Annotated in this window: 30 protein-coding genes and 2 tRNA genes; 20 read left to right on the top strand and 12 right to left on the bottom strand. The window is 65.8% G+C overall.

The window, feature by feature from the left end:
• Nucleotides 1–798: urocanate hydratase (gene hutU, locus PSEWESI4_RS00990; RefSeq protein WP_187669321.1), on the bottom strand; the 798-nt coding region annotated here is incomplete at its 3' end.
• 474 nt (nucleotides 799–1,272) lie between these two features.
• Between hutU and hutC the strand changes: the two genes are divergently transcribed.
• Nucleotides 1,273–2,016, top strand: a complete 744-nt coding sequence (hutC, locus tag PSEWESI4_RS00985) for a histidine utilization repressor (RefSeq protein ID WP_187669320.1) — start codon at nucleotides 1,273–1,275, stop codon at nucleotides 2,014–2,016.
• A gap of 250 nt (nucleotides 2,017–2,266) precedes the next feature.
• On the opposite strand, the gene PSEWESI4_RS00980 is transcribed toward hutC, so the two are convergent.
• Complete coding sequence (locus PSEWESI4_RS00980) at nucleotides 2,267–2,707, bottom strand: hypothetical protein (RefSeq protein WP_187669319.1); 441 nt, start codon at nucleotides 2,705–2,707, stop codon at nucleotides 2,267–2,269.
• On the opposite strand from PSEWESI4_RS00980, the gene trmL reads away from it, so the two are divergent.
• Nucleotides 2,706–3,167, top strand: a complete 462-nt coding sequence (gene trmL / locus PSEWESI4_RS00975) for a tRNA (uridine(34)/cytosine(34)/5-carboxymethylaminomethyluridine(34)-2'-O)-methyltransferase TrmL (RefSeq protein ID WP_187669318.1) — start codon at nucleotides 2,706–2,708, stop codon at nucleotides 3,165–3,167. The two genes, PSEWESI4_RS00980 and trmL, sit on opposite strands and share 2 nt — an antisense overlap.
• Nucleotides 3,168–3,314: 147 nt before the next feature.
• On the opposite strand, the gene secB is transcribed toward trmL, so the two are convergent.
• The 3 genes from secB to PSEWESI4_RS00960 are packed head-to-tail and all read right to left on the bottom strand — an operon-like array spanning nucleotide 3,315 to nucleotide 4,504.
• Nucleotides 3,315–3,797: a protein-export chaperone SecB gene (secB, locus tag PSEWESI4_RS00970; protein WP_187669317.1), complete on the bottom strand. Its 483-nt coding sequence runs from the start codon at nucleotides 3,795–3,797 to the stop codon at nucleotides 3,315–3,317.
• 37 nt (nucleotides 3,798–3,834) lie between these two features.
• Nucleotides 3,835–4,089, bottom strand: a complete 255-nt coding sequence (gene grxC, locus PSEWESI4_RS00965) for a glutaredoxin 3 (protein ID WP_187669316.1) — start codon at nucleotides 4,087–4,089, stop codon at nucleotides 3,835–3,837.
• A 1-nt stretch (nucleotide 4,090) separates the two neighbouring features.
• Nucleotides 4,091–4,504 carry a rhodanese-like domain-containing protein gene (locus PSEWESI4_RS00960; RefSeq protein ID WP_187669315.1) on the bottom strand — a complete coding sequence of 138 codons (414 nt, stop codon included), beginning with the start codon at nucleotides 4,502–4,504 and terminating at the stop codon, nucleotides 4,091–4,093.
• Between the two features lie 140 nt (nucleotides 4,505–4,644).
• On the opposite strand from PSEWESI4_RS00960, the gene gpmI reads away from it, so the two are divergent.
• From gpmI to PSEWESI4_RS00945, 3 genes are all read left to right on the top strand, one after another.
• Entirely contained in the window at nucleotides 4,645–6,180 is a 1,536-nt protein-coding gene (gene gpmI, locus PSEWESI4_RS00955) for a 2,3-bisphosphoglycerate-independent phosphoglycerate mutase (protein WP_187669314.1), read from the top strand.
• A 205-nt stretch (nucleotides 6,181–6,385) separates the two neighbouring features.
• Entirely contained in the window at nucleotides 6,386–7,645 is a 1,260-nt protein-coding gene (locus PSEWESI4_RS00950) for a murein hydrolase activator EnvC family protein (RefSeq protein ID WP_187669329.1), read from the top strand.
• 45 nt (nucleotides 7,646–7,690) lie between these two features.
• Nucleotides 7,691–9,016, top strand: coding sequence for a S41 family peptidase (locus PSEWESI4_RS00945; RefSeq protein ID WP_187669313.1), 1,326 nt, complete (start codon nucleotides 7,691–7,693; stop codon nucleotides 9,014–9,016).
• A 127-nt stretch (nucleotides 9,017–9,143) separates the two neighbouring features.
• Here PSEWESI4_RS00945 and hisF read toward each other — a convergent pair whose 3' ends face one another.
• The 5 genes from hisF to hisB form a co-directional block, all read right to left on the bottom strand.
• The gene (hisF, locus tag PSEWESI4_RS00940) at nucleotides 9,144–9,914 is read right to left on the bottom strand and encodes an imidazole glycerol phosphate synthase subunit HisF (protein WP_187669312.1); all 771 of its coding nucleotides are present in this window, start codon (nucleotides 9,912–9,914) and stop codon (nucleotides 9,144–9,146) included.
• 72 nt (nucleotides 9,915–9,986) lie between these two features.
• Nucleotides 9,987–10,745 (bottom strand): 1-(5-phosphoribosyl)-5-[(5-phosphoribosylamino)methylideneamino]imidazole-4-carboxamide isomerase, encoded by a 759-nt coding sequence (gene hisA / locus PSEWESI4_RS00935; RefSeq protein ID WP_187669311.1) that lies wholly within the window; start codon nucleotides 10,743–10,745, stop codon nucleotides 9,987–9,989.
• 96 nt (nucleotides 10,746–10,841) lie between these two features.
• Nucleotides 10,842–11,099 (bottom strand): DUF2164 domain-containing protein, encoded by a 258-nt coding sequence (locus PSEWESI4_RS00930; protein ID WP_187669310.1) that lies wholly within the window; start codon nucleotides 11,097–11,099, stop codon nucleotides 10,842–10,844.
• Nucleotides 11,099–11,737 carry an imidazole glycerol phosphate synthase subunit HisH gene (gene hisH, locus PSEWESI4_RS00925; RefSeq protein ID WP_187669309.1) on the bottom strand — a complete coding sequence of 213 codons (639 nt, stop codon included), beginning with the start codon at nucleotides 11,735–11,737 and terminating at the stop codon, nucleotides 11,099–11,101. The genes PSEWESI4_RS00930 and hisH overlap by 1 nt, the downstream gene beginning before the upstream one ends.
• Complete coding sequence (gene hisB / locus PSEWESI4_RS00920) at nucleotides 11,737–12,330, bottom strand: imidazoleglycerol-phosphate dehydratase HisB (RefSeq protein ID WP_187669308.1); 594 nt, start codon at nucleotides 12,328–12,330, stop codon at nucleotides 11,737–11,739. The genes hisH and hisB overlap by 1 nt, the downstream gene beginning before the upstream one ends.
• Before the next feature lie 124 nt (nucleotides 12,331–12,454).
• Between hisB and PSEWESI4_RS00915 the strand changes: the two genes are divergently transcribed.
• Nucleotides 12,455–12,853: an acetyl-CoA sensor PanZ family protein gene (locus PSEWESI4_RS00915; RefSeq protein ID WP_187669307.1), complete on the top strand. Its 399-nt coding sequence runs from the start codon at nucleotides 12,455–12,457 to the stop codon at nucleotides 12,851–12,853.
• 55 nt (nucleotides 12,854–12,908) lie between these two features.
• On the opposite strand, the gene PSEWESI4_RS00910 is transcribed toward PSEWESI4_RS00915, so the two are convergent.
• A complete protein-coding gene (locus PSEWESI4_RS00910) occupies nucleotides 12,909–13,352 on the bottom strand; it encodes an Hsp20/alpha crystallin family protein (protein ID WP_187669306.1) in 444 nt (147 codons plus the stop codon).
• 117 nt (nucleotides 13,353–13,469) lie between these two features.
• Between PSEWESI4_RS00910 and PSEWESI4_RS00905 the strand changes: the two genes are divergently transcribed.
• The 13 genes from PSEWESI4_RS00905 to PSEWESI4_RS00845 all read left to right on the top strand — a co-directional run bounded on the left by PSEWESI4_RS00905 (nucleotide 13,470) and on the right by PSEWESI4_RS00845 (nucleotide 24,672).
• Complete coding sequence (locus PSEWESI4_RS00905) at nucleotides 13,470–14,576, top strand: NAD(P)/FAD-dependent oxidoreductase (protein ID WP_187669305.1); 1,107 nt, start codon at nucleotides 13,470–13,472, stop codon at nucleotides 14,574–14,576.
• Between the two features lie 210 nt (nucleotides 14,577–14,786).
• The gene (locus PSEWESI4_RS00900) at nucleotides 14,787–17,012 is read left to right on the top strand and encodes an AsmA family protein (protein ID WP_187669304.1); all 2,226 of its coding nucleotides are present in this window, start codon (nucleotides 14,787–14,789) and stop codon (nucleotides 17,010–17,012) included.
• The gene (gene mutY / locus PSEWESI4_RS00895; protein WP_187669303.1) at nucleotides 17,009–18,076 is read left to right on the top strand and encodes an A/G-specific adenine glycosylase; all 1,068 of its coding nucleotides are present in this window, start codon (nucleotides 17,009–17,011) and stop codon (nucleotides 18,074–18,076) included. The genes PSEWESI4_RS00900 and mutY overlap by 4 nt, the downstream gene beginning before the upstream one ends.
• Nucleotides 18,073–18,345, top strand: a complete 273-nt coding sequence (locus tag PSEWESI4_RS00890) for an oxidative damage protection protein (protein ID WP_187669302.1) — start codon at nucleotides 18,073–18,075, stop codon at nucleotides 18,343–18,345. The genes mutY and PSEWESI4_RS00890 overlap by 4 nt, the downstream gene beginning before the upstream one ends.
• A gap of 91 nt (nucleotides 18,346–18,436) precedes the next feature.
• Nucleotides 18,437–18,512 (top strand) — tRNA-Phe (locus PSEWESI4_RS00885).
• Nucleotides 18,513–18,730: 218 nt separating this feature from the next.
• Nucleotides 18,731–19,165, top strand: coding sequence for a CBS domain-containing protein (locus PSEWESI4_RS00880; RefSeq protein ID WP_187669301.1), 435 nt, complete (start codon nucleotides 18,731–18,733; stop codon nucleotides 19,163–19,165).
• Nucleotides 19,166–19,514: 349 nt separating this feature from the next.
• A complete protein-coding gene (locus PSEWESI4_RS00875) occupies nucleotides 19,515–20,288 on the top strand; it encodes an ABC transporter ATP-binding protein (RefSeq protein ID WP_187669300.1) in 774 nt (257 codons plus the stop codon).
• 16 nt (nucleotides 20,289–20,304) lie between these two features.
• On the top strand, nucleotides 20,305–21,057 hold the full coding sequence (locus PSEWESI4_RS00870) for an ABC transporter substrate-binding protein (protein WP_187669299.1): 753 nt from the start codon (nucleotides 20,305–20,307) through the stop codon (nucleotides 21,055–21,057).
• Between the two features lie 53 nt (nucleotides 21,058–21,110).
• Complete coding sequence (locus PSEWESI4_RS00865; RefSeq protein WP_187669298.1) at nucleotides 21,111–21,806, top strand: ABC transporter permease; 696 nt, start codon at nucleotides 21,111–21,113, stop codon at nucleotides 21,804–21,806.
• A complete protein-coding gene (locus PSEWESI4_RS00860) occupies nucleotides 21,803–22,495 on the top strand; it encodes an ABC transporter permease (protein ID WP_187669297.1) in 693 nt (230 codons plus the stop codon). The genes PSEWESI4_RS00865 and PSEWESI4_RS00860 overlap by 4 nt, the downstream gene beginning before the upstream one ends.
• A gap of 84 nt (nucleotides 22,496–22,579) precedes the next feature.
• Nucleotides 22,580–23,806, top strand: coding sequence for a methyltransferase (locus PSEWESI4_RS00855; protein WP_187669296.1), 1,227 nt, complete (start codon nucleotides 22,580–22,582; stop codon nucleotides 23,804–23,806).
• Between the two features lie 267 nt (nucleotides 23,807–24,073).
• A tRNA-Thr gene (locus tag PSEWESI4_RS00850) sits at nucleotides 24,074–24,149 on the top strand.
• A 124-nt stretch (nucleotides 24,150–24,273) separates the two neighbouring features.
• Nucleotides 24,274–24,672 carry a GFA family protein gene (locus PSEWESI4_RS00845; protein WP_187669295.1) on the top strand — a complete coding sequence of 133 codons (399 nt, stop codon included), beginning with the start codon at nucleotides 24,274–24,276 and terminating at the stop codon, nucleotides 24,670–24,672.
• 62 nt (nucleotides 24,673–24,734) lie between these two features.
• Here the strand turns inward: PSEWESI4_RS00845 and PSEWESI4_RS00840 are convergent, their stop codons facing one another.
• The gene (locus PSEWESI4_RS00840; protein ID WP_187669294.1) at nucleotides 24,735–25,136 is read right to left on the bottom strand and encodes a hypothetical protein; all 402 of its coding nucleotides are present in this window, start codon (nucleotides 25,134–25,136) and stop codon (nucleotides 24,735–24,737) included.
• A gap of 227 nt (nucleotides 25,137–25,363) precedes the next feature.
• Here PSEWESI4_RS00840 and PSEWESI4_RS00835 point away from each other — a divergent pair, with 227 nt between their 5' ends.
• Entirely contained in the window at nucleotides 25,364–26,554 is a 1,191-nt protein-coding gene (locus tag PSEWESI4_RS00835) for an XdhC family protein (protein ID WP_187669293.1), read from the top strand.
• The last annotated feature ends 36 nt before the right edge of the window (nucleotides 26,555–26,590 follow it).

Below are 26,590 nucleotides of genomic sequence, written 5' to 3'. Positions count from 1 at the left end.
GGTCTGGTCGGTGACCATGTCCGGGCGCACGCCACGCTTGACCAGTTCCGGCAGGATCTCGGCGGCGTTGCCGTGCAGGGCGATGGAGATCGCCTTGCCCTCGGCGGTGTACCGCGCGATGCGCGCCAGGGCGTCGTCGAGGTCCTTGGCCTGTTCGTCCACGTAGCGGGTCTTCAGGCGGAAGTCGATGCGCGACTGCTGGCACTCGATGTTCAGCGAGCAGGCGCCGGCCAGGGTCGCGGCCAGCGGCTGGGCGCCGCCCATGCCGCCGAGGCCGGCGGTCAGCACCCAGCGGCCGGTGAGGTTGCCGCCATAGTGCTGGCGGCCGGCTTCGACGAAGGTTTCGTAGGTGCCCTGGACGATGCCCTGGCTGCCGATGTAGATCCAGCTACCGGCGGTCATCTGGCCGTACATGGCCAGGCCCTTGGCGTCCAGTTCGTTGAAGTGCTCCCAGGTGGCCCAGTGCGGCACCAGGTTGGAGTTGGCGATCAGCACGCGCGGGGCGTTGGCGTGGGTCTTGAACACGCCGACCGGCTTGCCGGACTGCACCAGCAGGGTCTCGTCGTCGTTCAGCTCCTTGAGGGTGGCGACGATCTTGTCGTAGCACTCCCAGTTGCGCGCGGCGCGGCCGATGCCGCCGTAGACCACCAGCTCCTTCGGATTCTCGGCGACTTCCGGGTCGAGGTTGTTCATCAGCATGCGCAGCGGCGCTTCGGTCAGCCAGCTCTTGGCATTCAACTGGGTGCCGCGCGGGGCGCGGATTTCGACGTCACGGAATTTGTTGTTCGGGTTGCTCACGGGGTGACTCCTGCTCGGTTGACCGGCGAGTGCTCTCGGGGTAGCACTCACCACCTATATTAACTTGTACATACAAGCATATGCATGAGCAAGGCCAATTTCACCGAAGGCGCTCGCAGAAACGCCCGAGAGGGCCTGTATCACACGCTTGCGACGCTTTAGCGGATGTCTTCCAAGAGTGTAGAAGGCTGCGGAACAGCGTTACCAAAGCGGACATGGACGCCACTTTTTGAAGCATGGCGTTCTTCTGGACGGCAGGCGGTAACAACCTTCACGGGGAGTTGAGTGGATCGCCGGAATGGCCACGCCACACGGCCCGAGACGGTAGGAAAAAGGAATTGGCCAGGTTATTGCCTATCCTGTCTATACAGGCTTGCATCCAGCCGGACACCCGCCCACATGGCCCAACCACCGAACGCCTGTATGCCAGGAACGCGCCGGGTATACTCGCCGTCCATCGCCCCAGGAGCGCCCATGAACAGCAACGCGGAAGCCCCCCAAGCCCTGTATCGCAAGGCCAAGCGCTACGTGGTGGACAAGCTGCGCTCCGGGGAATGGAAGCCCGGCGACCTGATTCCTTCGGAGAACCAGTTGGTGCAGGCGCTGGGCATGTCGCGGATGACGGTCAACCGCGCCCTGCGCGAGCTGACCGATGAAGGGCTGCTGCAGCGGCTGTCCGGGGTCGGCACCTTCGTCGCCGAGCGCAAGCCGCAGTCCAACCTGCTGATGATCGCCCACATCGCCGACGAGATCCGCGCACGCGGCCACCGCTATAGCTGCCGCGTGGTGCTGCATGCCCGCGAATCAGCCTCGATGGCGATCGCCGCGGCGCTCTCGCTGCCCACCGGCAGCTCGGTGTTCCACCTGATCTGCGTGCACAGCGAGGAAGGCGTGCCGGTGCAACTGGAAGACCGCTACGTCAACCCGGAGCTGATGCCCGAATTCCTCCAGCAACGCTTCGACGAGACCCTGCAACCCTCGCAATACCTGCTGAACAGCCTGGCGGCGGACGAGATGGAACACATCGTCGACGCCACCCTGCCCAGCCCCGCCGAAGCCGACCTGCTGGAAATCGGCCCCGGCGAGCCCTGCCTGGTGCTGATGCGCCGCACCTGGTCGCGCGGCAAGACGGTGACCTACGCGCGCTTCGTCCACCCGTCCTCGCGCTACCGCCTGGGCAGCCGCGTGCCGATGAACAGCGGCAACCGCGCCGGCTAGGCCCAGCGCCGCGCCAACCTCATCGGCACAGCCCAAAATGCCCCGTCCGTGCGCGCCGGATGCACCGCATGCACTCGTGCGGGTCAAATCCATCCGCCGGATCGCGTCCCAAAAAATCCGTGGAATCGCCCGAAGGCCAGAAAACATGCGGGCTTGAGCCTTCGTAATAAAACTGGCACATGCCCTGCATAGGATAAGACATACCCAGTTTTGGGGACCTTGGTACAGGCAGGCCGGGGAATCCCCTCTTTTATTCCGAGCGCAGGCTGATCTCCAGTCGCCACCGCCCTTCCGCCGCTGCACCGCGCCATGTGCCGTGCAGCGGCCGGGCGGCCACCAGCTCGAGACGCAGCGCCTCCTTCCCTTCCGACACCGTCCGCCAGTTGGCCACCTTGCCGGCCACCCGCAACTGGCCCCGTTCGACCTTGCCACCGGCGTCCAGATGCAGCACCAGCGCGCCGTCGATCCGCTCGCCGCGCACCGCCACCTCGCGGTCGAACCAGAGCGCCAGCCCGTCCTCCAGCACCTCGACGCGCTCCAGGTGCGCCGGGCCGGACTCGGTCAGGCGGCCGATCATCAGCCCGACCAACAGGCCGAGGATCGCCAGGGTGGCGAAGAAGCGCCAGCCCATCTGCGGACGCGGGGTCTCGGGAGTAGAATGCCGCCCGTCCTCAAGTGCGGAGCCGCGCATGTTTCACGTCATCCTGTTCCAACCGGAAATTCCACCGAATACCGGCAACATTATCAGGCTGTGCGCCAATAGCGGCTGCAGCCTGCACCTGATCGAACCGCTCGGCTTCGAACTGGACGACAAGCGCCTGCGCCGCGCCGGCCTGGACTACCACGAGTACGCACCGCTGCAGCGCCATGCCGACCTGGACAGTTGCCTGGAAAGCCTCGGCCGGCCACGCCTGTTCGCCTTCACCACCAAGGGCTCGCACCCCTACCACGAAGTACGCTACCAGCCCGGCGACGCCTTCCTGTTCGGCCCGGAAAGCCGGGGCCTGCCGGAAGACATCCGCAACGCCCTGCCGCCCGAGCAACGCATCCGCCTGCCGATGCGCCCCGGCTGCCGCAGCCTGAACCTCTCCAACACGGTGGCGGTCACGGTCTACGAGGCCTGGCGCCAGCATGGCTTCGCCGGGGCATAAGCACGACCCTAGGCGTAGGAGCCAGCTTGCTGGCGATCAAGGGGGCCGGATAAGCCTGGATCGCCAGCAAGCTGGCTTCTACAACAAAATGCGCCGCAATGAAAAACGCCGCTGAAAAGCGGCGTTCTTCATGACCCATGGGAGTCCTCAGGCTTGCGCCGGAGCCTCGCCGGCGGCCTGCAGGCGCGCCAGTTCCTGGGCGTAGAGGGCGTCGAAGTTCACCGGGGAGAGCATCAGCGCCGGGAACGAACCGCGCACCACCAGGCTGTCCAGGGTTTCGCGGGCGTAGGGGAAGAGGATGTTCGGGCAGAACGCACCGAGGGTGTGGCTCATCGAAGCGGCGTCCAGGCCACGGATCAGGAAGATGCCGGCCTGCTGCACTTCGGCGATGAAGGCGACTTCTTCACCGGTCTTCACGGTCACCGACAGGCTCAGCACCACTTCGTGGAAATCGCCTTCCAGGGCCTTCTGGCGGGTGTTGAGGTCCAGTGCGACGCTCGGTGCCCACTCCTGGCGGAAGATTTCCGGGCTTTTCGGCGCTTCGAAGGACAGGTCCTTGACGTAGATGCGCTGCAGGGAGAACTGCGGGTTTTCGCCCTGGGCGGCGCCGTTGGTAGCTTGTTCGGTCATAGCGTGGCCTTCTCGATGTTATGCGTAGGTGTTGGGTTCAGGCGTTGAGCAGCGCGTCCAGCTTGCCGGTGCGCTCCAGGGCGTAGAGATCGTCGCAGCCCCCGACATGGGTGCCGCCGATCCAGATTTGCGGAACCGAGGTGCGCCCGGCCTTGTCGGCCATCTCGGCGCGCAGTTGCGGCTTGCCGTCGACCTTGATTTCCTCGAAGTCGACGCCCTTGCGCACCAGCAATTGCTTGGCACGGATGCAGTAGGGGCACCAGTCGCTGGAATAGATGACGACACCGGGCATGTCACTTCACCAGCGGCAGGTTGTCGCCGCGCCAGCTCCCGATGCCGCCGGACAGCTTGGCGGCGTTGAAGCCGGCCTTCTTCAGCTCGCGGCAGACGGTGCCGGCGTGCTGGCCCATGGCGTCGACCACCACCAGGGTCTTGTCCTTGTGCTTCTCCAGCTCGGCGATGCGCGCGGTGAGCTTGTCGTAGGGGATGTTCAGCGCGCCGACGATGTGCCCGCCGGAAAACTCCTTGCTCGGCCGCACGTCCACCACCACGCCGGTCTCGGCGTTGACCAGCGCGGTCAGTTCGCGGGTGCTGAGGCTCTGGCCGCCGCGACGCAGTTCGGTGACGATCAGCAGCACCAGCAGGATGACGAACAATCCGCTCAATACATAGTGGTTAGTGACAAATTCAATCAGGTTGGCAAGCATCTCGCGGTTCCACAGCCATAAAATGGCGGCCAGTATACACAGGCCCAAAGGTCGGCCAAAGTCCGCCCAGCGGTGACGCCACGAGGGACTTGGCGATAAAATGCCGCTCTTTTTTCGCCCCTAGCGCAAGAGTCGAACCTATGTCTGCCACGCCCAAACCGCTGGTGCTGATCATCCTCGACGGCTTCGGCCACAGCGACAGCCCCGATTACAACGCCATCCTCGCCGCCCACACCCCGGTCTACGACCGCCTGCGCGCCAGCCAGCCGCACGGCCTGATCTCCGGCAGCGGCATGGACGTCGGCCTGCCGGACGGGCAGATGGGCAACTCCGAGGTCGGCCACATGAACCTCGGCGCCGGCCGCGTGGTGTACCAGGACTTCACCCGCGTCACCAAGGCGATCCGCGACGGCGAGTTCTTCGAGAACCCCGTGATCACCGGCGCGGTGGACAAGGCGGTAGCCGCCGGCAAGGCCGTGCACATCATGGGCCTGCTCTCCGACGGCGGCGTGCACAGCCACCAGGACCACCTGGTCGCCATGGCCGAACTGGCCGCCCGGCGCGGCGCGGAGAAGATCTACCTGCACGCCTTCCTCGACGGCCGCGACACCCCGCCGAGGAGCGCGCAAGGTTCCATCGAGCTGCTCGACGCCACCTTCGCCAGGCTCGGCAAGGGTCGCATCGCCTCGCTGATCGGCCGCTACTTCGCCATGGACCGCGACAACCGCTGGGACCGCGTGCAGCAAGCCTATGACCTGATCGTCGACAGCCGCGCCGAGTTCAGCGCGGCGACGGCGGTCGAGGGCCTGCAGGCGGCCTACGAGCGCGGCGAGAGCGACGAATTCGTCAAGGCCACCCGCATCGGCGACGCCGCTCCGGTCGAGGACGGCGATGCCGTGGTGTTCATGAACTTCCGCGCCGACCGCGCCCGCGAGCTGACCCGCGCCTTCGTCGAGCCCGAGTTCAAGGAATTCGAGCGCGCCCGCGCCCCGCGCCTGGCCGGCTACGTGATGCTCACCCAGTACGCCGCGACCATCCCGGCGCCGGCCGCGTTCCAGGCCGAATCGCTGGACAACGTGCTCGGCGAGTACCTGGCCAAGCACGGCAAGACCCAGTTGCGCATCGCCGAGACCGAGAAGTACGCCCACGTCACCTTCTTCTTCTCCGGCGGCCGCGAAGAACCGTTCGAGGGCGAGGAACGCATCCTCATCCCATCGCCGAAGGTCGCCACCTACGACCTGCAGCCGGAAATGAGCGCGCCGGAAGTCACCGACCGGATCGTCGAAGCCATCGAACAGCAGCGCTACGACGTGATCGTCGTCAACTACGCCAACGGCGACATGGTCGGCCACACCGGCGTGCTGGAAGCCGCGATCAAGGCGGTGGAATGCCTGGACACCTGCGTCGGCCGCATCGTCGAGGCACTGGACAAGGTCGGCGGCGAAGCGCTGATCACCGCCGATCACGGCAACGTCGAGCAGATGGAAGACGAATGCACCGGCCAGGCGCACACCGCGCACACCTGCGAGCCGGTACCGTTCATCTACGTCGGCAAGCGCCCGCTACGGGTCCGCGACGGCGGCGTGCTGGCCGACGTGGCGCCGACCATGCTCTACCTGCTGGGCCTGGAACAGCCGGCGGAAATGACCGGCACCTCGATCCTCCTGCCGGCCTGAGGCTCGTGCCGTGGCCGCAAGCGTAGGCTTGCGGGAACCCACCTTCGTTTACTGGATCCCCGCGTTCGCGGGGATCCAGAAAAACACCTCCGGAAAAACCGGGACCGCTCGAACCCGGCAGCAATTTGACCGCTGCCAGCTTTTAGCTTGCCGCGTTCTTTAGCATACTAGGCCGGTCCTTCCTCCCTCGGTGTCGCACGTGCCCATGCCCCGCGCCCTGCTCGCTCTTCTCTGCTTCTGCCTGCTCACTCCGGTCGTCGCCGACCAGCGTGCGGAAACCCAGCAACAACTGGAGGCCGCCCGCAAGGACATCGGCGAGCTGAAGAAGCTGCTCGACAAGATCGAGCAGGAAAAGTCCTCGGTGCAGAAACAGTTGCGCAGCACCGAAACCGAAATGGGCAAGCTGGAGAAAGAGGTCAAGACCCTCCAGGACGAGCTGAAGGAAAGTGAAACCGAGCTGCAACGGCTCGACGGCGAGAAAAAAAAACTCCAGGACGCGCGCCTTGAACAGCAACGGCTGATCGGCATCCAGGCCCGCGCCGCCTACCAGGCCGGCAACCAGGAGCCCCTGCGCCTGCTGCTCAACCAGCAGCGGCCGGAACAGTTCTCGCGCACCCTCACCTATTACGAATACCTCGGCCACGCCCGCCTGGAGCAGCTCGAAAACTTCAACGAGACCCTGCGCCAACTGGCCAACGTCGAACGCGACATCAACGCCCAGCAGGTTCGCCTGAACGAACAGAAAAGCGCCCTGGACAGCCGCCGCGAACAGCTCGCCGCGGTCCGCAAGGAGCGCCAACTGGCCCTCGGCAAGCTCAACCAGCAGTACCGCGAGCGCGACAGGAAACTCAAGTCCCGCGAGCAGGACCAGGCGCAACTGGCCCGGGTGCTGAAGACCATCGAGGAAACCCTGGCCCGCCAGGCCCGCGAGGCCAAGGCCGCCGAGGAAGCCCGCCAGCGCGCCCTGGCCGAGCAGCGCGCCGCCGGGTCGCGTCCAGGCGGCGTCCAGGCGCCGGCCAGCGGCCCACTGGTTTCCAGCAGCGGCTCCAGTTATGGCGGCCCTTTCGGCCAGGCGCGCGGCAAGCTGCCGTGGCCGGTGGACGGCCGCCTGGTCGCCCGCTACGGAACCCCGCGCAGCGGCGACGCTCGTAGCAAATGGGACGGCGTGCTGATCGGCGCACCCGCCGGCAGCCAGGTGCGGGCCGTCCATGGCGGACGGGTGGTGTTCGCCGACTGGTTGCGCGGCGCCGGGCTTCTGGTCATTCTCGACCATGGCAATGGTTACCTGAGCCTGTACGGCCACAACCAGAGCCTGCTGAAGGACGCCGGCGACATCGTCAAGGCCGGCGACCCGATCGCCACCGTGGGCAACAGCGGCGGACAAGATACCCCGGCGCTGTATTTCGCCATCCGCCAGCAGGGTCGCCCGAGCGACCCCGCGCAATGGTGCCGAGCGCAGGGCTAGGACGCCCGTCAGTGAGCGCCACCTTTATCTAGGAGTCAGTTCGACATGCCGTATCTGTCCCGCCTTCCCTTCCAGGCCCTGGCGCTCGCGCTACTGATCGGCGGAGCCCCGCTGCTGCAGGCCGCCGAGCCCAAGCCGGCCGCCAGTGCCGTGAGCAGCACCGCCAGGGACAAGGCGCCATTGCCGCTGGACGAACTGCGCACCTTTGCCGAGGTCCTCGACCGGGTCAAGGCCGCCTATGTCGAGCCGCTGGACGACAAGACCCTGCTGGAGAACGCCATCAAGGGCATGCTCGGCAACCTCGACCCGCACTCGGCCTACCTCGAACCCGAGGACTTCCAGGCGCTGCAGGAAAGCACCAGCGGCGAATTCGGCGGCCTGGGCATCGAAGTCGGCATGGAAGACGGCTTCGTCAAGGTCATCTCGCCGATCGACGACACCCCCGCCTCCAAGGCCGGCATCCAGCCCGGCGACCTGATCATCAAGCTCGACGGCCAGCCGACCAAGGGCATGACGATGATGGACGCGGTGGACAAGATGCGCGGCAAGCCGGGCGCGAAGATCCTGCTGACCATCGTCCGCGAGGGCGGCAAGCCCTTCGACCTGGAGCTGACCCGCGCGGTGATCAAGGTCAAGAGCGTCCGGAGCCAGTTGCTCGAACCCGATTACGGCTACCTGCGCATCACCCAGTTCCAGGTCAACACCGGCGAGGAAGTCGGCAAGGCCCTGGCCAGGCTGAGGAAGGACAACGACGGCAAGAAACTGCGCGGCCTGGTCCTCGACCTGCGCAACAACCCCGGCGGCGTGCTCCAGTCCGCGGTGGAAGTAGCCGACCACTTCCTCAAGAAGGGTCTGATCGTCTACACCAAGGGCCGCATCGCCAACTCCGAACTGCGCTTCTCCGCCACTCCGGCCGACGCCAGCGAAAACGTGCCGCTGGTGGTGCTGATCAACGGCGGCAGCGCCTCGGCCTCGGAAATCGTCGCCGGCGCCCTGCAAGACCACAAGCGCGGCGTGCTGATGGGTACCGACAGCTTCGGCAAGGGCTCGGTGCAGACCGTGCTGCCGCTCAGCAACGAGCGGGCGCTGAAGCTGACCACCGCGCTGTACTACACCCCCAACGGCCGCTCGATCCAGGCCCAGGGCATCGTCCCGGACATCGAGGTGGCGCGCGCCAAGATCACCCGCGAGCAGGACGGCGAGGCCTACAAGGAAGCCGACCTGGTCGGCCACCTGGGCAACGGCAACGGCGGCGAAGACCGGCCGAGCAGCAAGAAAGCCCGGAGCGAGCCGCGCCCGCAGGACGATGACTACCAGTTGGCCCAGGCCCTCAACCTGCTCAAGGGCCTGAACATCACCCGCAACAACTGATCGCAGCCCCAATGAAAAACCGGACCTCGATGGTCCGGCTTTTCATTGGCTCCACGCCCCGGATTGCATCCGGGCTACGTGCTGGCGCGCGACCTCGGTGCGCGCGGCGCACCCTACAAAAGCGGGATCAGCGCACCACGATACCGCGACTGGCCAGGTAGGCCTTGGCCTCCGGCACGGTGTACTCGCCGAAGTGGAAGATGCTCGCCGCCAGCACCGCGTCGGCCTTGCCTTCGAGGATGCCGGCAGCCAGGTGCTCGAGGTTGCCGACCCCGCCCGAGGCGATCACCGGGATGCGCACGGTTTCGCTGATGGCGCGGGTGACGCCGAGGTCGAAGCCGCTCTTCATGCCGTCCTGGTCCATGCTGGTCAGCAGGATCTCGCCAGCGCCCAGGTCTTCCATCTTCTTCGCCCAGGCCACCGCGTCCAGGCCGGTCGGCTTGCGCCCGCCGTGGGTGAAGATCTCCCAGCGCGGCGTCTCGCCCGGGCCGGAAACCTTCTTGGCATCGATGGCGACCACGATGCACTGCGAACCGAAGCGCTCGGCGGCCTCGCCGACGAACTCCGGGTTGAACACCGCGGCGGTGTTGATCGACACCTTGTCGGCACCGGCGTTGAGCAGGTTGCGGATGTCCTGCACGGTGCGCACGCCACCGCCGACGGTCAGCGGGATGAACACCTGGCTGGCCATGCGCTCCACGGTGTGCAGGGTGGTGGCGCGATCGTCGACGCTGGCGGTGATATCGAGGAAGGTGATCTCGTCGGCGCCCTGCTCGTCGTAGCGGCGGGCGATCTCGACCGGATCCCCCGCATCGCGGATGTTCTCGAACTTGACGCCCTTGACCACGCGGCCGTTGTCCACGTCGAGGCAGGGGATGATGCGTTTGGCCAAGGCCATGCTTTTTCTCCGAAAAAGAGCTGCAAGCTGCAAGCTGCAAGCTTCAAGAAGAAGCCGGAGCGAACAGCACCTCTATCTTGCGGCTTGTGGCTTGCCGCTTACCGCTGCATCGCATAGCGCCTGCGCTTCGGCGACGTCCAGGGTGCCCTCGTAGATCGCCCGGCCGGTGATGGCGCCGATGATGCCCGGAGTGCGCGCGTCCAGCAGCTTCTGGATGTCGCCCAGGTTGTGGATACCGCCGGAGGCGATCACCGGAATCTTCGTGGCGTTGGCCAGGGCGGCGGTGGCTTCGACGTTGCAACCCTGCATCATCCCGTCCTTGGCGATGTCGGTGTAGACGATGGCGGATACGCCATCGGCCTCGAAGCGCTTGGCCAGGTCGATCACCTGTACCTCGCTGACCTCGGCCCAGCCGTCGGTGGCGACGAAGCCATCCTTCGCGTCCAGGCCGACGATCACCTTGCCGGGGAAGGCGCGGCAGGCTTCGCCGACGAATTCCGGCTGCTTGACCGCCTTGGTGCCGATGATCACGTAGCTGACGCCGGCGCGCACGTAGTGCTCGATGGTTTCCAGCGAGCGGATGCCGCCGCCGATCTGGATCGGCAGCTCTGGGTAGCGCTTGGCAATCGCGGTGACCACCTCGCCGTTGACCGGCTGGCCTTCGAAGGCACCGTTGAGGTCGACCAGGTGCAGGCGACGGCAGCCGCCCTCGACCCACTTGGCGGCCATGGCCACCGGGTCATCGGAAAACACCGTCGCGTCTTCCATCAGGCCCTGGCGTAGACGCACGCAGGCGCCGTCCTTCAGATCGATAGCGGGGATGATCAGCATGTCTTTTTTCCTAACGTCAAAAAAGAGCAGCAAGCTGCAAGCCTCAAGCTGCAAGCAGGCGCATTCGTTTCTCTTTCAGCTTGAGGCTTGACGCTTTCAGCTGCTTTTTTCGAGTGCCCATAGGTCGCTCTCGATGCTCTCGAACCTGTCTTTCAGGTGCGCCTGCACGTCGAGAATCGCCTTGTTGTAGTAATGCGGTGCCAGCTCGCGGGTAATCAGGTCGAGCACTTCCTGCACCTCGAAGGTACCCAGCTCCAGCTCGAAACGCTCATCGAGAAAGCGCTGCAACAGCAGCAGCGCGGCATGCTCCTGGGCCGGCTCGAGCGCCAGGCTGGGAACCTTCGCGCGGGCCATTACCAGCGCCCATCCCAGGCAGCGAAGTTCTGCAGCAACTGCAAGCCGTGGGTGTGGCTCTTCTCCGGGTGGAACTGCACGGCGAAGCGCGAACCGTCGGCCAGCGCGGCGGCGAAGTCCTTGCCGTAGTGGCCGCGACCGACCACCTGCTTGGGGTTGCCGGCCTCGATGTAGTAGCTATGCACGAAGTAGAAGCGCCCGCGATCGGGGATGTTGTGCCAGAGCGGGTGGTCGATGCTCTGCGCCACTTCGTTCCAGCCCATGTGCGGCACCTTCAGCGGCTCGCCGTCTTCGACCAGGTCCTTGCCGAAGAAGCGCACCTGGCCGGGGAACAGGCCGATGCAGTCGACCCCGCCGTTCTCCTCGCTACGCTCCATCAGCGCCTGCATGCCGACGCAGATGCCTAGGAACGGGCGGTCCTGGCTGACTTCGCGGACCAGGGTGTCGAAGCCCAGACGCCGGATCTCCGCCATGCAATCGCGAATCGCGCCGACACCGGGGAACACCACCCGGTCGGCCTCGCGGATCACCTGGGCATCGCTGGTGATATGCACCCGGCCGGCACCGACGTGCTCGAGGGCCTTGGCCACCGAGTGCAGGTTGCCCATGCCGTAGTCGATGACAGCGACCGTCTGCATCAGAGAGTGCCCTTGGTCGACGGCATCTGCCCGGCCATGCGCGGGTCCAGTTCGACGGCCATGCGCAGCGCGCGGCCGAAGGCCTTGAACACCGTCTCGATCTGGTGGTGGGTGTTGTGGCCGCGCAGGTTGTCGATGTGCAGGCTGACCTGAGCGTGGTTGACGAAGCCCTGGAAGAACTCCTGGAACAGGTCGACGTCGAAGCCGCCGACCACCGCGCGGGTGAACGGCACGTGCATCTGCAGGCCGGGACGGCCGGAAAAGTCGATAACCACGCGCGACAGCGCTTCGTCCAGCGGCACGTAGGAGTGGCCGTAGCGGGTCATGCCCTTCTTGTCGCCGACGGCCTTGGCGAAGGCCTGGCCGAGGGTGATGCCGACATCTTCGACGGTGTGGTGATCGTCGATGTGCAGGTCGCCCTTGCAGTAGATGTCCAGGTCGATCAGCCCGTGGCGGGCGATCTGGTCGAGCATGTGCTCGAGGAAAGGCACGCCGATGTCGAACTTGGCCTGGCCGGTGCCATCCAGGTTGATCGCGACCTTGATCTGGGTCTCCAGGGTGTTGCGCTCGACGGACGCCTTGCGTTCGGCCATCACCAGCTCCACAAAATGCTCACGGAAAAGGCGGGCATTATAGGCCCGTGGCGCCCTACGCGGCTACCGACGGCGGTCGCCCACGGTTTACACTCGTCGGCCCTTTTCCGCGCCGGAGCCCGCCATGCCCGTGATCGTCGAAGCCGTCCGCCAACCCAGCGACCAGGATCGCAGCGACCTGGCGAAGATCTACGCCGACGCCCCCGACTGGCTGCTCGCCCCGCACGCCGACGGCGCGGCGCTGGTCGCCGCCGGCCTGGCCGCCGGCACGCTGATCGCCGGACGCTTCAACGACCGCCTGCTCGGCGCCGCCCTGCTGGAACGCGGCGACGGCCACTGGCGCCTGTCGCACCTGTGCGTGCGCAAGGTCACCCGTGGACGCGGCGTCGGCCAGCGCCTGCTCGACGAAGCCCGGCGCCTGGCCCGCGAAGCCGGCGCGCCACTACACCTGGCCGCGCCGGCCGGGCATCTGGAAAGCCAGGCGCTGGCGGCCCGCGCCGGCCTGCCGCTGGACAGCCTGTAACGCAGACCGCAGGCGGCCCCGGGCCTCCAGCGCCCATCGGCTTTCCGCAGCAGCCCTACTCGATGTTCACGTCGCGGGAACGCCGCGCCGCCTCGGCGCGCTTGGGCAGGGTCAGGTTCAGGACGCCGTCCTTGTACTCGGCCTTGATCTGCTCCTCATCGGCGTCCTCGGGCAGGCTGAAGACGCGCGAGAAGCTGCCGTAGAAGCGCTCCACGCGATGCTGCTTGCTGTCCTTGTCCTCTTTCTCGAAACGCCGCTCGCCACGCAGGCTGAGCTGGCCGCCCTCGATCTTGACCTGGATGTCCTCGCGCTTGACACCGGCAAGCTCGGCCTTGATCAGGTAGGCTTCGGGCGTCTCGCTGATATCCACCGCGGGCGCCCAGTCCGTGGCGGTCATCAGTTCCTGGCTGGCGCCTGTGCCGCCCTTGCCCAGCAGACGCGGATACTGGTTGAAGAATTCTTCGAACTCACGAAACGGATTCCAACGTGAAAGAGACATGATGGTTGCCTCCTCTATTGGTACACGGTCACGCCGACCGCTTTTCAAATATAGGCTTCGCATCCCCACCAACCTTGATGTGGATCAACCCCGCCCGCGCGCTTTCAGAAATATCCCATGGACCATCTCGACACCCTGATCATCGGCGCCGGAGCCCTCGGCCTGGCCTGCGCCGCGCGCCTGGCCCGCCCCGGCCACGACCTGCTGATCGCCGAAGCGGAGACGCTGATCGGCAGCCATACCTCCAGCCGCAATTCCGAGGTGATCCACGCCGGCATCTACTACCCGCCCGGTTCTCTCAAGGCCGAGTTGTGCCTGGAAGGCCGCGAACGCCTGTACGCCTGGTGCGCCCGGCACGACGTCGGCCACCGGAGGATCGGCAAGTTGCTGGTGGCGGTCAGGGAGGACGAGCGCGGCAAGCTGGAGGCCCTGGTCGCCAACGCCGAGGCCTGCGGGGTGGACGAACTGCAACCGCTGGACCGCGCCCAGTTGCGCCGCCTGGAGCCGGAAGTCGCGGCGGCGGCCGGGCTGCTGTCGCCCAATACCGGGATCATCGACAGCCACGCCTACCTGCAATCGCTGCTCGCCGCCGCCGAGCGCCAGGGCGCGCAACTGGCGCTGGACACCCGCATCGAACGCCTCGAACCCCATCCCGACGGCTGGCGGGTCACCGGCACCAGCGTCGGCGAGCCCTTCCAGTTGCTCGCCGACCGGGTGATCAACGCCGCCGGCCTCGGCGCCCAGGCCCTGGCCGCGACCATCCCCGGTCTGGCGGCAAGCGCCATCCCGCGCCTGCACCTGTGCCAGGGACGCTATTTCAGCTACAGCGGGCGCTCGCCGTTCAGCCATCTGATCTACCCGATGCCGGAAGCCAACACCGCCGGCCTGGGCATCCACGCCACCCTGGATCTCGCCGGGCAACTGCGCTTCGGCCCGGACGTGCACTACCTGGAACGGCTCGACTACGGCGTCGACGAGGCGCTGCGCGAGCCCTTCGCCACGGCGATCCGCCGCTACTGGCCGGGCCTCGACGCCGGGCGCCTGGTCCCCGGCTACAGCGGCGTGCGCCCGAAGCTGGCCGGCCCCGGTGAACCGGCGGCGGATTTCGTCATCCAAACCCCTGCACGACATGGGCTGGCCGGCCTGGTCAACCTGTTCGGCATCGAATCGCCGGGGCTGACCGCCAGCCTGGCGATCGCCGAACGCGTGGCAATGGCACTCTAGAACCCGTTCGGAGGCCAGGCACGAAGCCCATGGCGACCCGGGCGCGCTGCGCGCCCTTTTCCCGCTCATGGGAGAGGGAGCGAAAAGCGACGTTCCCGGGCGACAAAGGCTCCATTTGGCTCTCAACGACTCTTGGCGCTGGAAGCCCGTCATCATGGCGGCGTTATACTCGCCCTTTTCAGCAAGCGATCAACACGTAAGGAATCGTCCATGAAATCCATCGGCAAAATCCTGGGCCTGCTCTTCCTCGGACTGTTGCTGATCGTGGTGGCCCTGGGCTTCGCCCTCACCCACCTGTTCGATCCCAATGACTACAAGGACGAGATCCGCCAGATCGCTCGCGACAAGGCCAATCTGGAGCTGACCCTCAAAGGCGACATCGGCTGGAGCCTGTTCCCCTGGCTCGGCCTGGAACTGCACCAGGCAACCCTGGCCAACGCCGCCACGCCCGACCAGCCGTTCGCCGACCTCGACATGCTCGGCCTGTCGGTGCGCGTGATGCCGCTGCTGCGCAAGGAAGTGCAGATGAGCGACATCCGCGTCGAAGGCCTCAAGCTCAGCCTCAGCCGCGACAAGCAGGGGCGCGGCAACTGGGAAGACATCGGCCGCCCGGCCAAGCCGGCGGACAGCGGCGCCGCCCAGCCGCAGGCCGAAACGCCGACCGCCAGCGAACCGGCCGAGGAGAAACCCGGCCAGCCGCTCAGGCTGGACATCGACAGCCTGATCGTCAACAACGCACGGATCGACTACAGCGACGCCCGCGACGGCTCGCAGCTCAGCGCCGAGAGCATCCAGCTCACCACCGGCGCGATCCGCGAAGGGACCAACATCCCGGTCAAGCTGACCGCCTTCCTCGGCACCAACCAGCCGCTGATGCGCGCCAAGACCGAACTACAGGGCGAACTGCGCTTCGACCGCGCCCTCAAGCGCTACCAGTTCGAGGACATGCGCCTGTCCGGCGAAGCCTCCGGCCAGCCGCTGGAAGGCAAGACCGCGACCTTCGTCGCCCAGGGCCAGTTGCTCCTCGACCAGGCCGCGCAGATCGCCGAATGGAACGGCCTCAAGCTGTCGGTCAACCAGTTGCGCGCCCTCGGCGAACTGAACGTCCGCGAACTGGACAAGACGCCCAAGCTCACCGGCGCGCTGTCCATCGCCGAATTCAACCTGCGCCAGTTCCTCGAAGGCCTCGGCCAGAAGCTGCCGGCAATGGCCGACGGCAACACCCTGACCAAGGTCGAACTGGTCAGCCGCCTGAACGGCACCCCGAACAGCCTGGCCCTGGAAGAACTCAAGCTGAAGCTCGACGACAGCAGCTTCAATGGCCGCCTCGCCGTCGCCGACCTGGCCAAGCAGGCGCTGCGCGTGCAGCTCAAGGGCGACCGCCTGGACCTCGACCGCTACCTGCCGGCCAAGGCCGCCAAGGAGTCCGACGCCGCCAGTGCCACCCGCAAGGCCGAAGTGAAGAGCACGGTCACCGCCGCCACCACCAGCGGCACCAGCCCTCTGCCGCAAGCACCGTCCCAGCAGGCCTGGAGCGACGCGCCCATGCTGCCGATCGACAAGCTGCGCAGCCTCGACCTACAACTGGACCTCGGCCTCGGCCAACTGGTCATCGACAAGCTGCCGATCGACAACGCCATCCTCAAGGCCCAGGGCAAGGGCGGCCAACTGGCCCTCCAGGACCTGCGCGGCGACCTGTACAACGGCAACTTCAACGCCAAGGGCAGCCTCGACGTGCGCCAGGCGGTGCCGCAGCTCTCCATCCAGAACCGCATCAGCGGTGTGCCAGTGGAAAAACTGATCGAAAGCCAAGGCGAGAAATCCCCGCTCACCGGCCGTCTCGAACTGACCACCGACCTGCGCACCAGCGGCAACAGCCAGAAAGCCTGGATCGACGCCCTCAACGGCACCTCCAGCTTCACCCTCAACAACGGCGTGCTGCTCGACGCCAACCTCGAACAGCAGCTCTGCCAGGGCATCGCCCTGCTCAACCGCAAGAGCCTGGGCAGCAACCCGCGCGGCAAGGACACGCCGTTCCAGGAACTGCGCGGCAACCTCAACTTCACCAACGGCGTGGCCAGCAACCCCGACCTGCGCGCGCGCATCCCCGGCCTGACCGTCAACGGCAACGGCGACCTCGACCTGCGCGTGCTGGGCATGGACTACCGCCTGGGCATCGTCATCGAAGGCGACAAGAGCGAAATGCCCGACCCGGCCTGCCAGGTCAATCCGCGCTACGTCGGCCTGGAATGGCCGGTGCGCTGCCGCGGCCCGCTGGAACTGGGCGCCAAGGCCTGCCGCCTGGACCGCGACGGCCTCGGCAAGATCGCCGCCAAGCTGGCCGGCGACAAACTGACCGAGAAGCTCGAAGAGAAGGTCGGCGACAAGGTCAGCCCGGAACTGAAGGACGCCCTCAAGGGCCTGTTCAAGCGATGAGCCCGGAGCAATTCTCCGGCGCCGTGCTCGACTGGTACGACGCCCACGGCCGCAAGGACCTGCCCTGGCAGCAGGGCATCACCCCGTACCGGGTGTGGGTCTCGGAAATCATGTTGCAGCAGACCCAGGTCAGCACCGTGCTCGGCTACTTCGACCGCTTCATGGACGCGCTGCCGACGGTCCGTGACCTGGCCGAAGCTCCCGAGGACGAAGTGCTGCACCTGTGGACCGGCCTGGGCTACTACACCCGCGCGCGCAACCTTCAGAAAGCCGCGAAGATCGTCGTCGAACGGCACGGCGGCGAGTTTCCGCGCTCGGTCGAACAGCTCGCCGAACTACCCGGCATCGGCCGTTCCACCGCCGGCGCCATCGCCAGCCTGAGCATGGGCCTGCGCGCGCCGATCCTCGACGGCAACGTCAAGCGCGTACTGGCCCGCTACGCCGCCCAGGCCGGCTATCCCGGCGAGCCCAAGGTGGCGGCGAAGCTCTGGGAACTCGCCGAGCGCCTGACCCCGCACGCGCGGGTCAACCACTACACCCAGGCGATGATGGACCTCGGCGCCACCCTCTGCACCCGCAGCAAGCCGAGCTGCCTGCTCTGCCCGGTGCGCAGCGGCTGCCGTGCCCACCTGCTGGGTCGCGAGACCGCCTACCCGGAATCCAGGCCGCGCAAGGCGCTGCCGCAGAAACACACCCTGATGCCGATCCTGGCCAGCCGCGACGGCGCCATCCTGCTCTACCGGCGGCCATCGAGCGGCCTGTGGGGCGGCCTCTGGAGCCTGCCCGAGCTGGACGACCTGGCAGCCCTAGCCCCACTCGCCGCGCGCCACGCCCTGGAGCTCGGCGAGCGCCACGAACTGCCGGCGCTGACCCATACCTTCAGCCACTTCCAACTGGCCATCGAGCCCTGGCTGATCCACGTCGAGGCCACCTCCCCCGCCGTGGCCGAAGGCGACTGGCTCTGGTATAACCTCGCCACCCCGCCGCGCCTGGGCCTCGCCGCCCCGGTGAAGAAACTGCTCAAGCGCGCGGCCGCCGAGTTGAATGCAGGAGAGTCGTCATGACCCGCACCGTCCATTGCCGCAAGTACAAAGAAGACCTGCCCGGCCTCGACCGCCCCCCCTACCCGGGCGCCAAGGGCGAGGACATCTACAACAACGTCTCGAAGAAAGCCTGGGACGAGTGGCAGGCGCACCAGACCATGCTGATCAACGAACGCCGCCTGAACATGATGAACGCCGAGGACCGCAAGTTCCTCCAGCAGGAAATGGACAAGTTCCTGTCCGGCGAGGATTACGCCAAGGCAGACGGCTACGTACCGCCCAGCGAATGACCCGCTCGACGTAACCGCCCGTAACTGCTGGAAAAAATTTTGCGCCGCCGCTTGACACTGCAAGTCCAAATCCGTTTAATGGCGCCCCGTTGCCCAGGTAGCTCAGTCGGTAGAGCAGGGGATTGAAAATCCCCGTGTCGGCGGTTCGATTCCGTCCCTGGGCACCATCATTACGAAGCCCCTGATTCTCCCCGAGACTCAGGGGCTTTTTCGTTTCCGGCCTTCCGCCCCGCTTCCTGCTACCTTCAGTTGACGATCCCCGAGACTCGCAATGAGGCTTTTCAATGGGGATCATGGATTTTCTGCGTTTGCCGGGATTTCCCGTCTCGACAATCCTGTGCGCACTTCAGACGACTGATCTACGCGCAATCACAGGAGGGATCTCATGAAGACCGTGGCGCAAATTCTCGCGACCAAACAGAACCAGCAGGTCCACACCATCGCCCCGCACAACACCATGCTGGAGGCGTTGCAGGTGATGGCCGAGAAGAATGTCGGCGCCTTGCCGGTGGTCGAGGACGACCGACTGGTGGGCGTGGTCAGCGAGCGCGACTATGCGCGCAAGGTGGTGCTGCAAGGGCGTTCCTCGGTGGGCACGCCGGTCAGCATGGTGATGAGCGCCCCAGTGGTGACGGTGGAGCCGAAGCAGGATCTGCGGACCTGCATGTCGCTGATGACCGATCGCAAGCTGCGCCATCTGCCGGTGGTCGACGGCGGGCGGCTGGTCGGTCTGCTGTCGATCGGCGACCTGGTGAAGGAGGTCATCGCCGAGAAGGATGGCCTGATCCACCAGCTCGAACAGTACATCCGCGGGGAATGACGCCAGATGGTGCGTGCGACGCACCATTTTCCCCATGACGCCTTGTTGGTGGGCTGAAGCCCACCCTACCGCGCATCCCCCACAGGCAAAAGGATCGAAAAACCGGCAGGGTCCAGGCGAATCGATCCTTCGCGCCTGATAGCATTGCGCATCGACAACCCGGCCAGGCAGGTGGCTTTTGTGTCCTCGCGACAACAGGCGTCAGCGATGCGACAAGCGCGCCACCAGCGTCCGCTGTGCTCCGCTCGCGCGCTTGGCTGGCATTCCGACGCTATGCTAGCTTGGCGCCACGCAAGGATGGCCAGCCATGCCGGAGTGCATCCGCAAAGAACGATAACGAGGACCCTTTATGGCCGAGGCGACACCCGCGCTGGAAATCCGCAACCTGCATAAACGCTATGGCGACCTCGAAGTCCTTAAAGGCATTTCCCTGACCGCGCGCGACGGCGACGTGATTTCCATCCTCGGCTCTTCCGGCTCCGGCAAATCCACCTTCCTGCGCTGCATCAACCTGCTTGAAAACCCGCACGAGGGGCAGATCCTGGTGGCCGGCGAGGAACTCAAGCTCAAGGCCAGCAAGCACGGCGAACTGGTCGCCGCCGACAACAAGCAGATCAACCGCCTGCGCAGCGAGATCGGCTTCGTCTTCCAGAACTTCAACCTGTGGCCGCACATGACGGTGCTCGATAACATCATCGAGGCGCCGCGCCGTGTGCTGAAACAGAGCAAGGCCGAAGCCATCGAAGTGGCCGAGGCGCTGCTCGCCAAGGTCGGTATCGCCGACAAGCGCCACGCCTACCCCAACCAGCTCTCCGGCGGCCAGCAGCAACGCGCCGCCATCGCCCGCACCCTGGCCATGCAGCCGAAGGTGATCCTTTTCGACGAGCCGACTTCGGCGCTCGACCCGGAGATGGTACAGGAAGTGCTTAACGTGATCCGTGCGCTCGCCGAGGAAGGTCGCACTATGCTGCTGGTAACCCATGAAATGGGTTTCGCCCGTCAGGTTTCCAGTGAGGTGGTGTTCCTGCACCAGGGGCTGGTGGAGGAACAGGGCCCACCAGCGCAGGTTTTCGACAACCCGATTTCGGCACGCTGCAAACAATTCATGTCCAGCAATCACTAAAACGGAGCAACATCGCATGATGAACTATAAGAAGATTCTGCTGGCCGCTGCCGCCACCCTGGCCTTCGGGTCCAGTGCCTTCGCCGCGGAAAAACTCAGGATCGGTACCGAAGGCGCCTACCCGCCCTTCAACCTGATCGACGCCAGCGGCCAGGTGGTCGGTTTCGACGTGGAGATCGCCCAGGCCCTGTGCGCCAAGATGAAAGCCGAATGCACCGTGGTCACTTCCGACTGGGACGGCATCATCCCGGCCCTCAACGCCAAGAAGTTCGACTTCCTCGCCGCTTCCATGTCGATCACCGAGGAGCGCAAGCAGGCGGTGGACTTCACCGATCCCTACTACACCAACAAGCTGCAGTTCATCGCGCCGAAAAGCTCTGACTTCAAGACCGACGAAGCCAGCCTGAAAGGCAAGGTGATCGGTGCCCAGCGCGCGACCATCGCCGGTACCTGGCTGGAAGACAACCTGGGCAAGGTAGTCGACATCAAGCTCTACGACACCCAGGAAAACGCCTACCTCGACCTGTCCTCCGGCCGCCTCGACGGCGTGCTGGCCGACACCTTCGTCAACTGGGAATGGCTGAAGAGCGATGCCGGCAAGGACTTCGAGTTCAAGGGCGACCCGGTGTTCGACAACGACAAGATCGCCATCGCCGTGCGCAAGGGCGACCCGCTGCGCGAGCGCCTGAACGAAGCGCTGAAGGAAATCGTTGCCGACGGCACCTACAAGAAGATCAACGACAAGTACTTCCCGTTCAGCATCTACTGATCTGACCCAGGGGCGCCGTCACCCGGCGGCGCCCCTCGTCAGCCCTGGCTCCCATGACCTTCGATCTCTACGGATTCGGCCCCGCGCTGGCCGCCGGCGCCCTCATGACCATCAAGCTGGCGCTGTCCGCGCTGGCCCTGGGTCTGGTGCTCGGCCTGCTCGGCGCACTGGCCAAGACTTCGTCCCACAAGCCATTGCAGTGGCTGGGCGACGCCTATTCGACCATCGTTCGCGGCGTACCCGAGCTGCTCTGGGTGCTGCTGATCTATTTCGGCACGGTCAACGCCATGCGTGCCATCGGCGAATGGATCGGCTACCCCCAACTGGAACTGAGTCCGTTCGCCGCCGGCACCATCGCCCTCGGCCTGTGCTTCGGCTCCTACGCCACCGAGGTGTTCCGCGGCGCCATCCTGGCCATTCCCAAGGGGCACCGTGAAGCCGGCCTGGCCCTGGGCATGAGCAAGGGCCGGATTCTCTGGCGCCTGGTCCTGCCGCAGATGTGGCGCATCGCCCTGCCCGGCCTCGGCAACCTGTTCATGATCCTGATGAAGGACACCGCGCTGGTCTCGGTGATCGGCCTCGGCGAAATCATGCGCAACGCGCAGATCGCCGTATCGGTGAGCAAGAAACCGTTCACCTTCTTCCTAGTGGCGGCACTGATCTACCTCAGCCTGACGATCATCGCCATGATCGGCCTGCACTTCCTTGAAAAACGCGCTAGCCGCGGATTCGTGAGGGCTTCGCGATGAACTGGGAAGTGATCATCAAATGGCTGCCGCGCCTCGCCGAAGGCGCGGCCCTGACCCTCGAACTGGTCGCCATCGCCGTGGTCGCCGGGCTGATCCTCGCCGTGCCGCTGGGCATCGCCCGCGCCTCGCAGCACTGGTACGTGCGCGCCCTGCCCTACGGCTACATCTTCTTCTTCCGTGGCACTCCGCTGCTGGTGCAACTGTTCCTGGTCTACTACGGCATGGCGCAGTTCGACGTGATCCGCAAAGGGCCGCTGTGGCCGTACCTGCGCGATCCGTATTGGTGCGCGATCATCACCATGACCCTGCACACCGCCGCCTACATCGCCGAGATCATCCGCGGCGCCATCCAGGCCGTGCCGACGGGCGAGGTAGAAGCCGCGCGGGCGCTGGGCATGTCGAAGTGGCAGGCGCTGCTGCACATCATCCTGCCGCGCGCGGCGCGCATCGGCCTGCCGGCCTACAGCAACGAAGTGATCCTGATGCTCAAGGCCAGCGCCCTGGCCAGCACCATCACCCTGCTGGAACTCACCGGCATGGCGCGCACCATCATCGCCCGCACCTACCTGCCGGTGGAGATCTTCTTCGCCGCCGGGATGTTCTACCTGCTGATCGCCTTCATCCTGGTCCGCGCCTTCAAACTGCTGGAGCGCTGGCTGCGGGTCGACGCCACCCACCAGGGCCGCTGAGCGACGCTCCTCTCCCGTCGGGAGAGGGGCCGGTGGTGAGAGTCTCGGGCTAAGATAGCCGCCCAGTCGCTCACCACCGCCACCATGATCCTTACCGGCCCCGCCCTGCTCGAGCGCTTCCAGGCCCTCGACGACTTCCTCCTCGCCCACCAGGCACTCTGGCGCCCACGGCCGTTCCATCACCGCCGGCTGTCCTGGGAAGCCGACCACCCCGAACTGGCTGCCTGGCTACGACAGCGCACGCTGGACGACGCCGAAGCCGCCCACAACCACCCGGAACACCTCGAAGCCCCCACGCCCTTCCCGCAACTGGCGGCACGCGCGCTGGAACTGGGCTCGGTCGGCGAACTGCCGGAACGCCCCCTGGAAATGCCGCCGGCCCGTTTCGCCAGCGATGTGCCAGGGCGCAAGTGGCAGCAGATAGAAGCCTTCTCCCGGCATCTCGTCTTCGGACAGCCTCCCCGGCACTGGCTGGACTGGTGCTCCGGAAAGGGACACCTCGGCCACCTGCTGGCCTGGCAGGGCGGCGAACTGACCTGCCTGGAACATGACCAGGCACTGGTGGAGGCCGGCCAGCAGTTGAGCCAACGCCGCCACCTTCCCGCCCGGCATCTGCGGCAGGACGTACTCGCCGACGACACTGCCAGCCGAGTGGAAGCCAGCCACACCCCGGTCGCCCTGCACGCCTGCGGCGACCTGCACGTGCGCCTGCTGCAACTGGCCAGCGCCACCGGCTGCCCACAACTGGCCATCGCCCCGTGCTGCTACAACCGCACCGCCGCGCCGGACTATCGACCGCTGTCGGCCGCCACCCGGGCGTCAGCGCTACGCCTGTCCCGCGACGACCTCGGCCTGCCACTCAGCGAAACGATCACCGCCGGCGCCCGCGTCCGCCGCCAACGCGACGCCTCCATGGCCCGCCGCCTGGCCTTCGACCTGCTGCAACGCGAACTGCGCGGCCAGGACGACTACCTGCCAACCCCTTCGCTGCCCAGCGCCTGGCTGCACAAGGACTTCCGCACCTATTGCCGCGACCTCGCCGCCCTGAAAGACCTGCCCGAGCCAAGTGAACGCGACTGGCCTGCGCTGGAGGCCAAGGGCTGGCAACGCCTGGCCGAAGTGCGCAACCTGGAACTGGTCCGCGCTCTGTTCCGCCGCCCGCTGGAACTCTGGCTACTGCTCGATCGCGCGCTCTACCTGGTCGAGCAAGGCTACCGCGTACGACTGGGCCGCTTCTGCCCCAGCCACCTCACCCCGCGCAACCTGCTGCTGCTCGCCGAGCGTGAAGTTGCCCACAGTTCCTGTGGATAACTTTGTGGAGCGTTTCTGGGCAAACCGCTATGAGGCAGGCAGGACAAGGCTCGGCCAATACTGGCGATTTTTTACCCACCCGATAAAAACCAATAAAAACAGCAGCTTGTAAGAAAGCGTTATATGTCGCACAGAAAACAGGCACTAACGTACTAACCGCCTCGCAATTGTGCATAAGCCTCGCGCCAACGCTCTCCCACGCCCCTTGCAGCCCCACACGCCAGCTTTACTCGGACCTGCCAATGGATATAATGGCCGCCCACCAAAGCCGGTATAGCTCAGCTGGTAGAGCAACTGACTTGTAATCAGTAGGTCCCGGGTTCGACTCCTGGTGCCGGCACCATATAGATCAAGGGCTTGCAGCGATGCAGGCCCTTGTCGTTTCTGGCACGCGTAAAGAGGCTGCTTATTCGTCCGCCTCCACCTGACGCTGCTTCTCCTCCGCCCCACTCCGAGGGACCCCGGACATGACAGATATCCTGCGGGGCAGTTGCCTCTGCGACCGAGTCCAGTACCAACTGACGATGCGCCCCAAGGCGCTATCGCACTGCCATTGCACGCAGTGCCGCAAGGGCCACGGCAGTGCATTCGCCAGCTACGGCAGCGTCCCGCGCAGCCACCTCAGCGTGCGGGGAGCCGAACACCTCGCCAGCTTCCGCTCCTCCGCAACGGTGGCACGCCAGTTCTGCAGCCACTGCGGCTCGTCGCTATTCTGGTCGAACAGCGCGGGGGAATACGCCGACTGGGTGTCCATCGCCCTGGGTACCCTCGACAGCGACTTTCCCGCGAGCAAGCAGAAGCACCTGCACGTTGCCTCCAAGGCAGCCTGGTACGAAATCCACGACGCTTGGCCACAGCGTCCGTAAGGCGCCCTCACCGTTAACCGCGCAATGGGAAAAGGTCGCTGACCACCTTTTTCCAGCATGCCTCACGCATCTCGCAAAAGGTCATGGGCATCGAGCAGCCGGTAGGCGATCTCCGGACGTTTCTCCAACCCTCGGCGGATCGCCGCCGGGATCGACTGGCGGGTTTTGCGGCACAGGCCGGGCTGTTCGTCGATGTGGATGGCGATGCCCCGCATGCTGCGCACTTCATTATGGCTTGGGGCGATGCTGAGGCGGATGCCCAACTGCTCGTACATCCGGCGTTGCATACGCTCCAGGTCGGCCAGGCTCTCGATGCTCTCCAGTCGGTCGAGCAGGCGCTTTTCCTCATGGCGGGTCAGGAGCAGGATGCGCAGGTCCGCGCCGGGGGTATCCAGCAGTCGTTCACGCTCGCAGATGCAGGCACCTGGCGGGCAGGGTTGGCGGATCTGGGGAGTGGGCGTCATGGCTTCTGATCATAGCGATCCGGGATCGCCGTTGCCCACCGTGTTCGTCGGTGGGCGTCACTGGCCGGGCAGCATGCCACCGTCCGTCAGGCCAGTTTGAAGGCTGGCTAACAGACTCTTGAACCTTTGCCACGTAATTGCCACGGTCTTTCTGGTGAATAATCGGTACCCATCCCGATGGATTGCCGGCCACAGGCATATCCTCCCATCCAGGTCGAGGTAATCACATGAGTGACCTGCCCCAACTGCTCGGCACGCTGGACGCCCTTGCAGCCGAGCATCAGGACGCGGTGATGGCGACCGTCGTCAAGGTGGAGGGATCGGCCTACCGCCGCCCGGGGGCGCGCATGCTCATCCCCCGGCTCGGGCATTCGGTTGGAACCGTCAGCGGCGGATGCCTGGAGCAGGACCTGGCGAGGAAGGCCTGGTGGTTGACCGAGTCGGGAGTGCCGGTCATTCGCGAGTACAGCACGGGCATGGCGGATGACGAGGGAGGGGAAGAGGCCGAACTGATGTTCGGGCTGGGCTGCAACGGGACGGTGCATATCCTGCTGGAACGTATCCAGGCGGGGCATCCATCGCTGCCCGTCGAACTCCTGCGCAAGGTGCGGGCGCTGCAGAAACCGGCGGCGCTGGCCACGGTGATCGGCAGCACGGGCAACATTGCCGCCATCGGCGAGCGCGCCGCCATCGACCCGACGGGGGCCGTTCATCTCGCCGCCGGCAACCCCACGCTGGCCGATGCCCTGCAGGCCGATCTTCAGGAAACCCTGGCGCAAGGCCGCTCGACGATCCGCAGCTACGCACTGGAAAACGGCCTGGTGGAGGTTCTTCTCGAATACCTGCCAGCCCCGCGCCGGCTGGTCATCTTCGGTGCCGGTCACGATGCCCAGCCGCTGGTGCGCATGGCCAAGCAGCAGGACTGGTATGTCTGTGTGATCGATGCCCGTCCGCACTTCGCCCGCAAGGAGCGTTTCCCCGAAGCGGACGAGGTGCGGGTGGCGCCCCTGGAGCAGCCCTTCGCCTTGCACGCGCAGATTGCCAATGCGGCGGTGGCCATCATGACCCACAGCTACGCGCAGGATCGCCACTGGCTGGAACAGGCGCTGCGGCATGCGCCGCTGTATATCGGTCAACTGGGGCCACGTAGCCGGACCGAGCGTTTGCTCGATGACATGGAGCCGCCCTGCCGGTCACTCCCCGCCTACGCCGATCTTCACTACCCGATCGGACTCGACATCGGCGGAGACACCCCGGAAAGCGTGGCGCTGTCGATCCTCGCCGAGATCACCGCGCACCTCAACCGGCGCGACGGCGGCATGCTCAAGCAACGCAGGCAACCCATTCATATGCCGGAAGCGGAACTGTACCGGTCGCTTGCCACGACCCGCCGGACAGACAGCTCCACTCGTCGATGATTTCCATCACCTGCGGACCTCCACCAGGGCCACGCG

Origin of the sequence: Zestomonas carbonaria, from assembly GCF_904061905.1 — a bacterium.
In the GTDB taxonomy this organism is placed as follows: domain Bacteria; phylum Pseudomonadota; class Gammaproteobacteria; order Pseudomonadales; family Pseudomonadaceae; genus Aquipseudomonas; species Aquipseudomonas carbonaria.
Note: the sequence above shows the minus strand (reverse complement) of the source record. Positions and strands in the feature narration are given on the sequence as shown.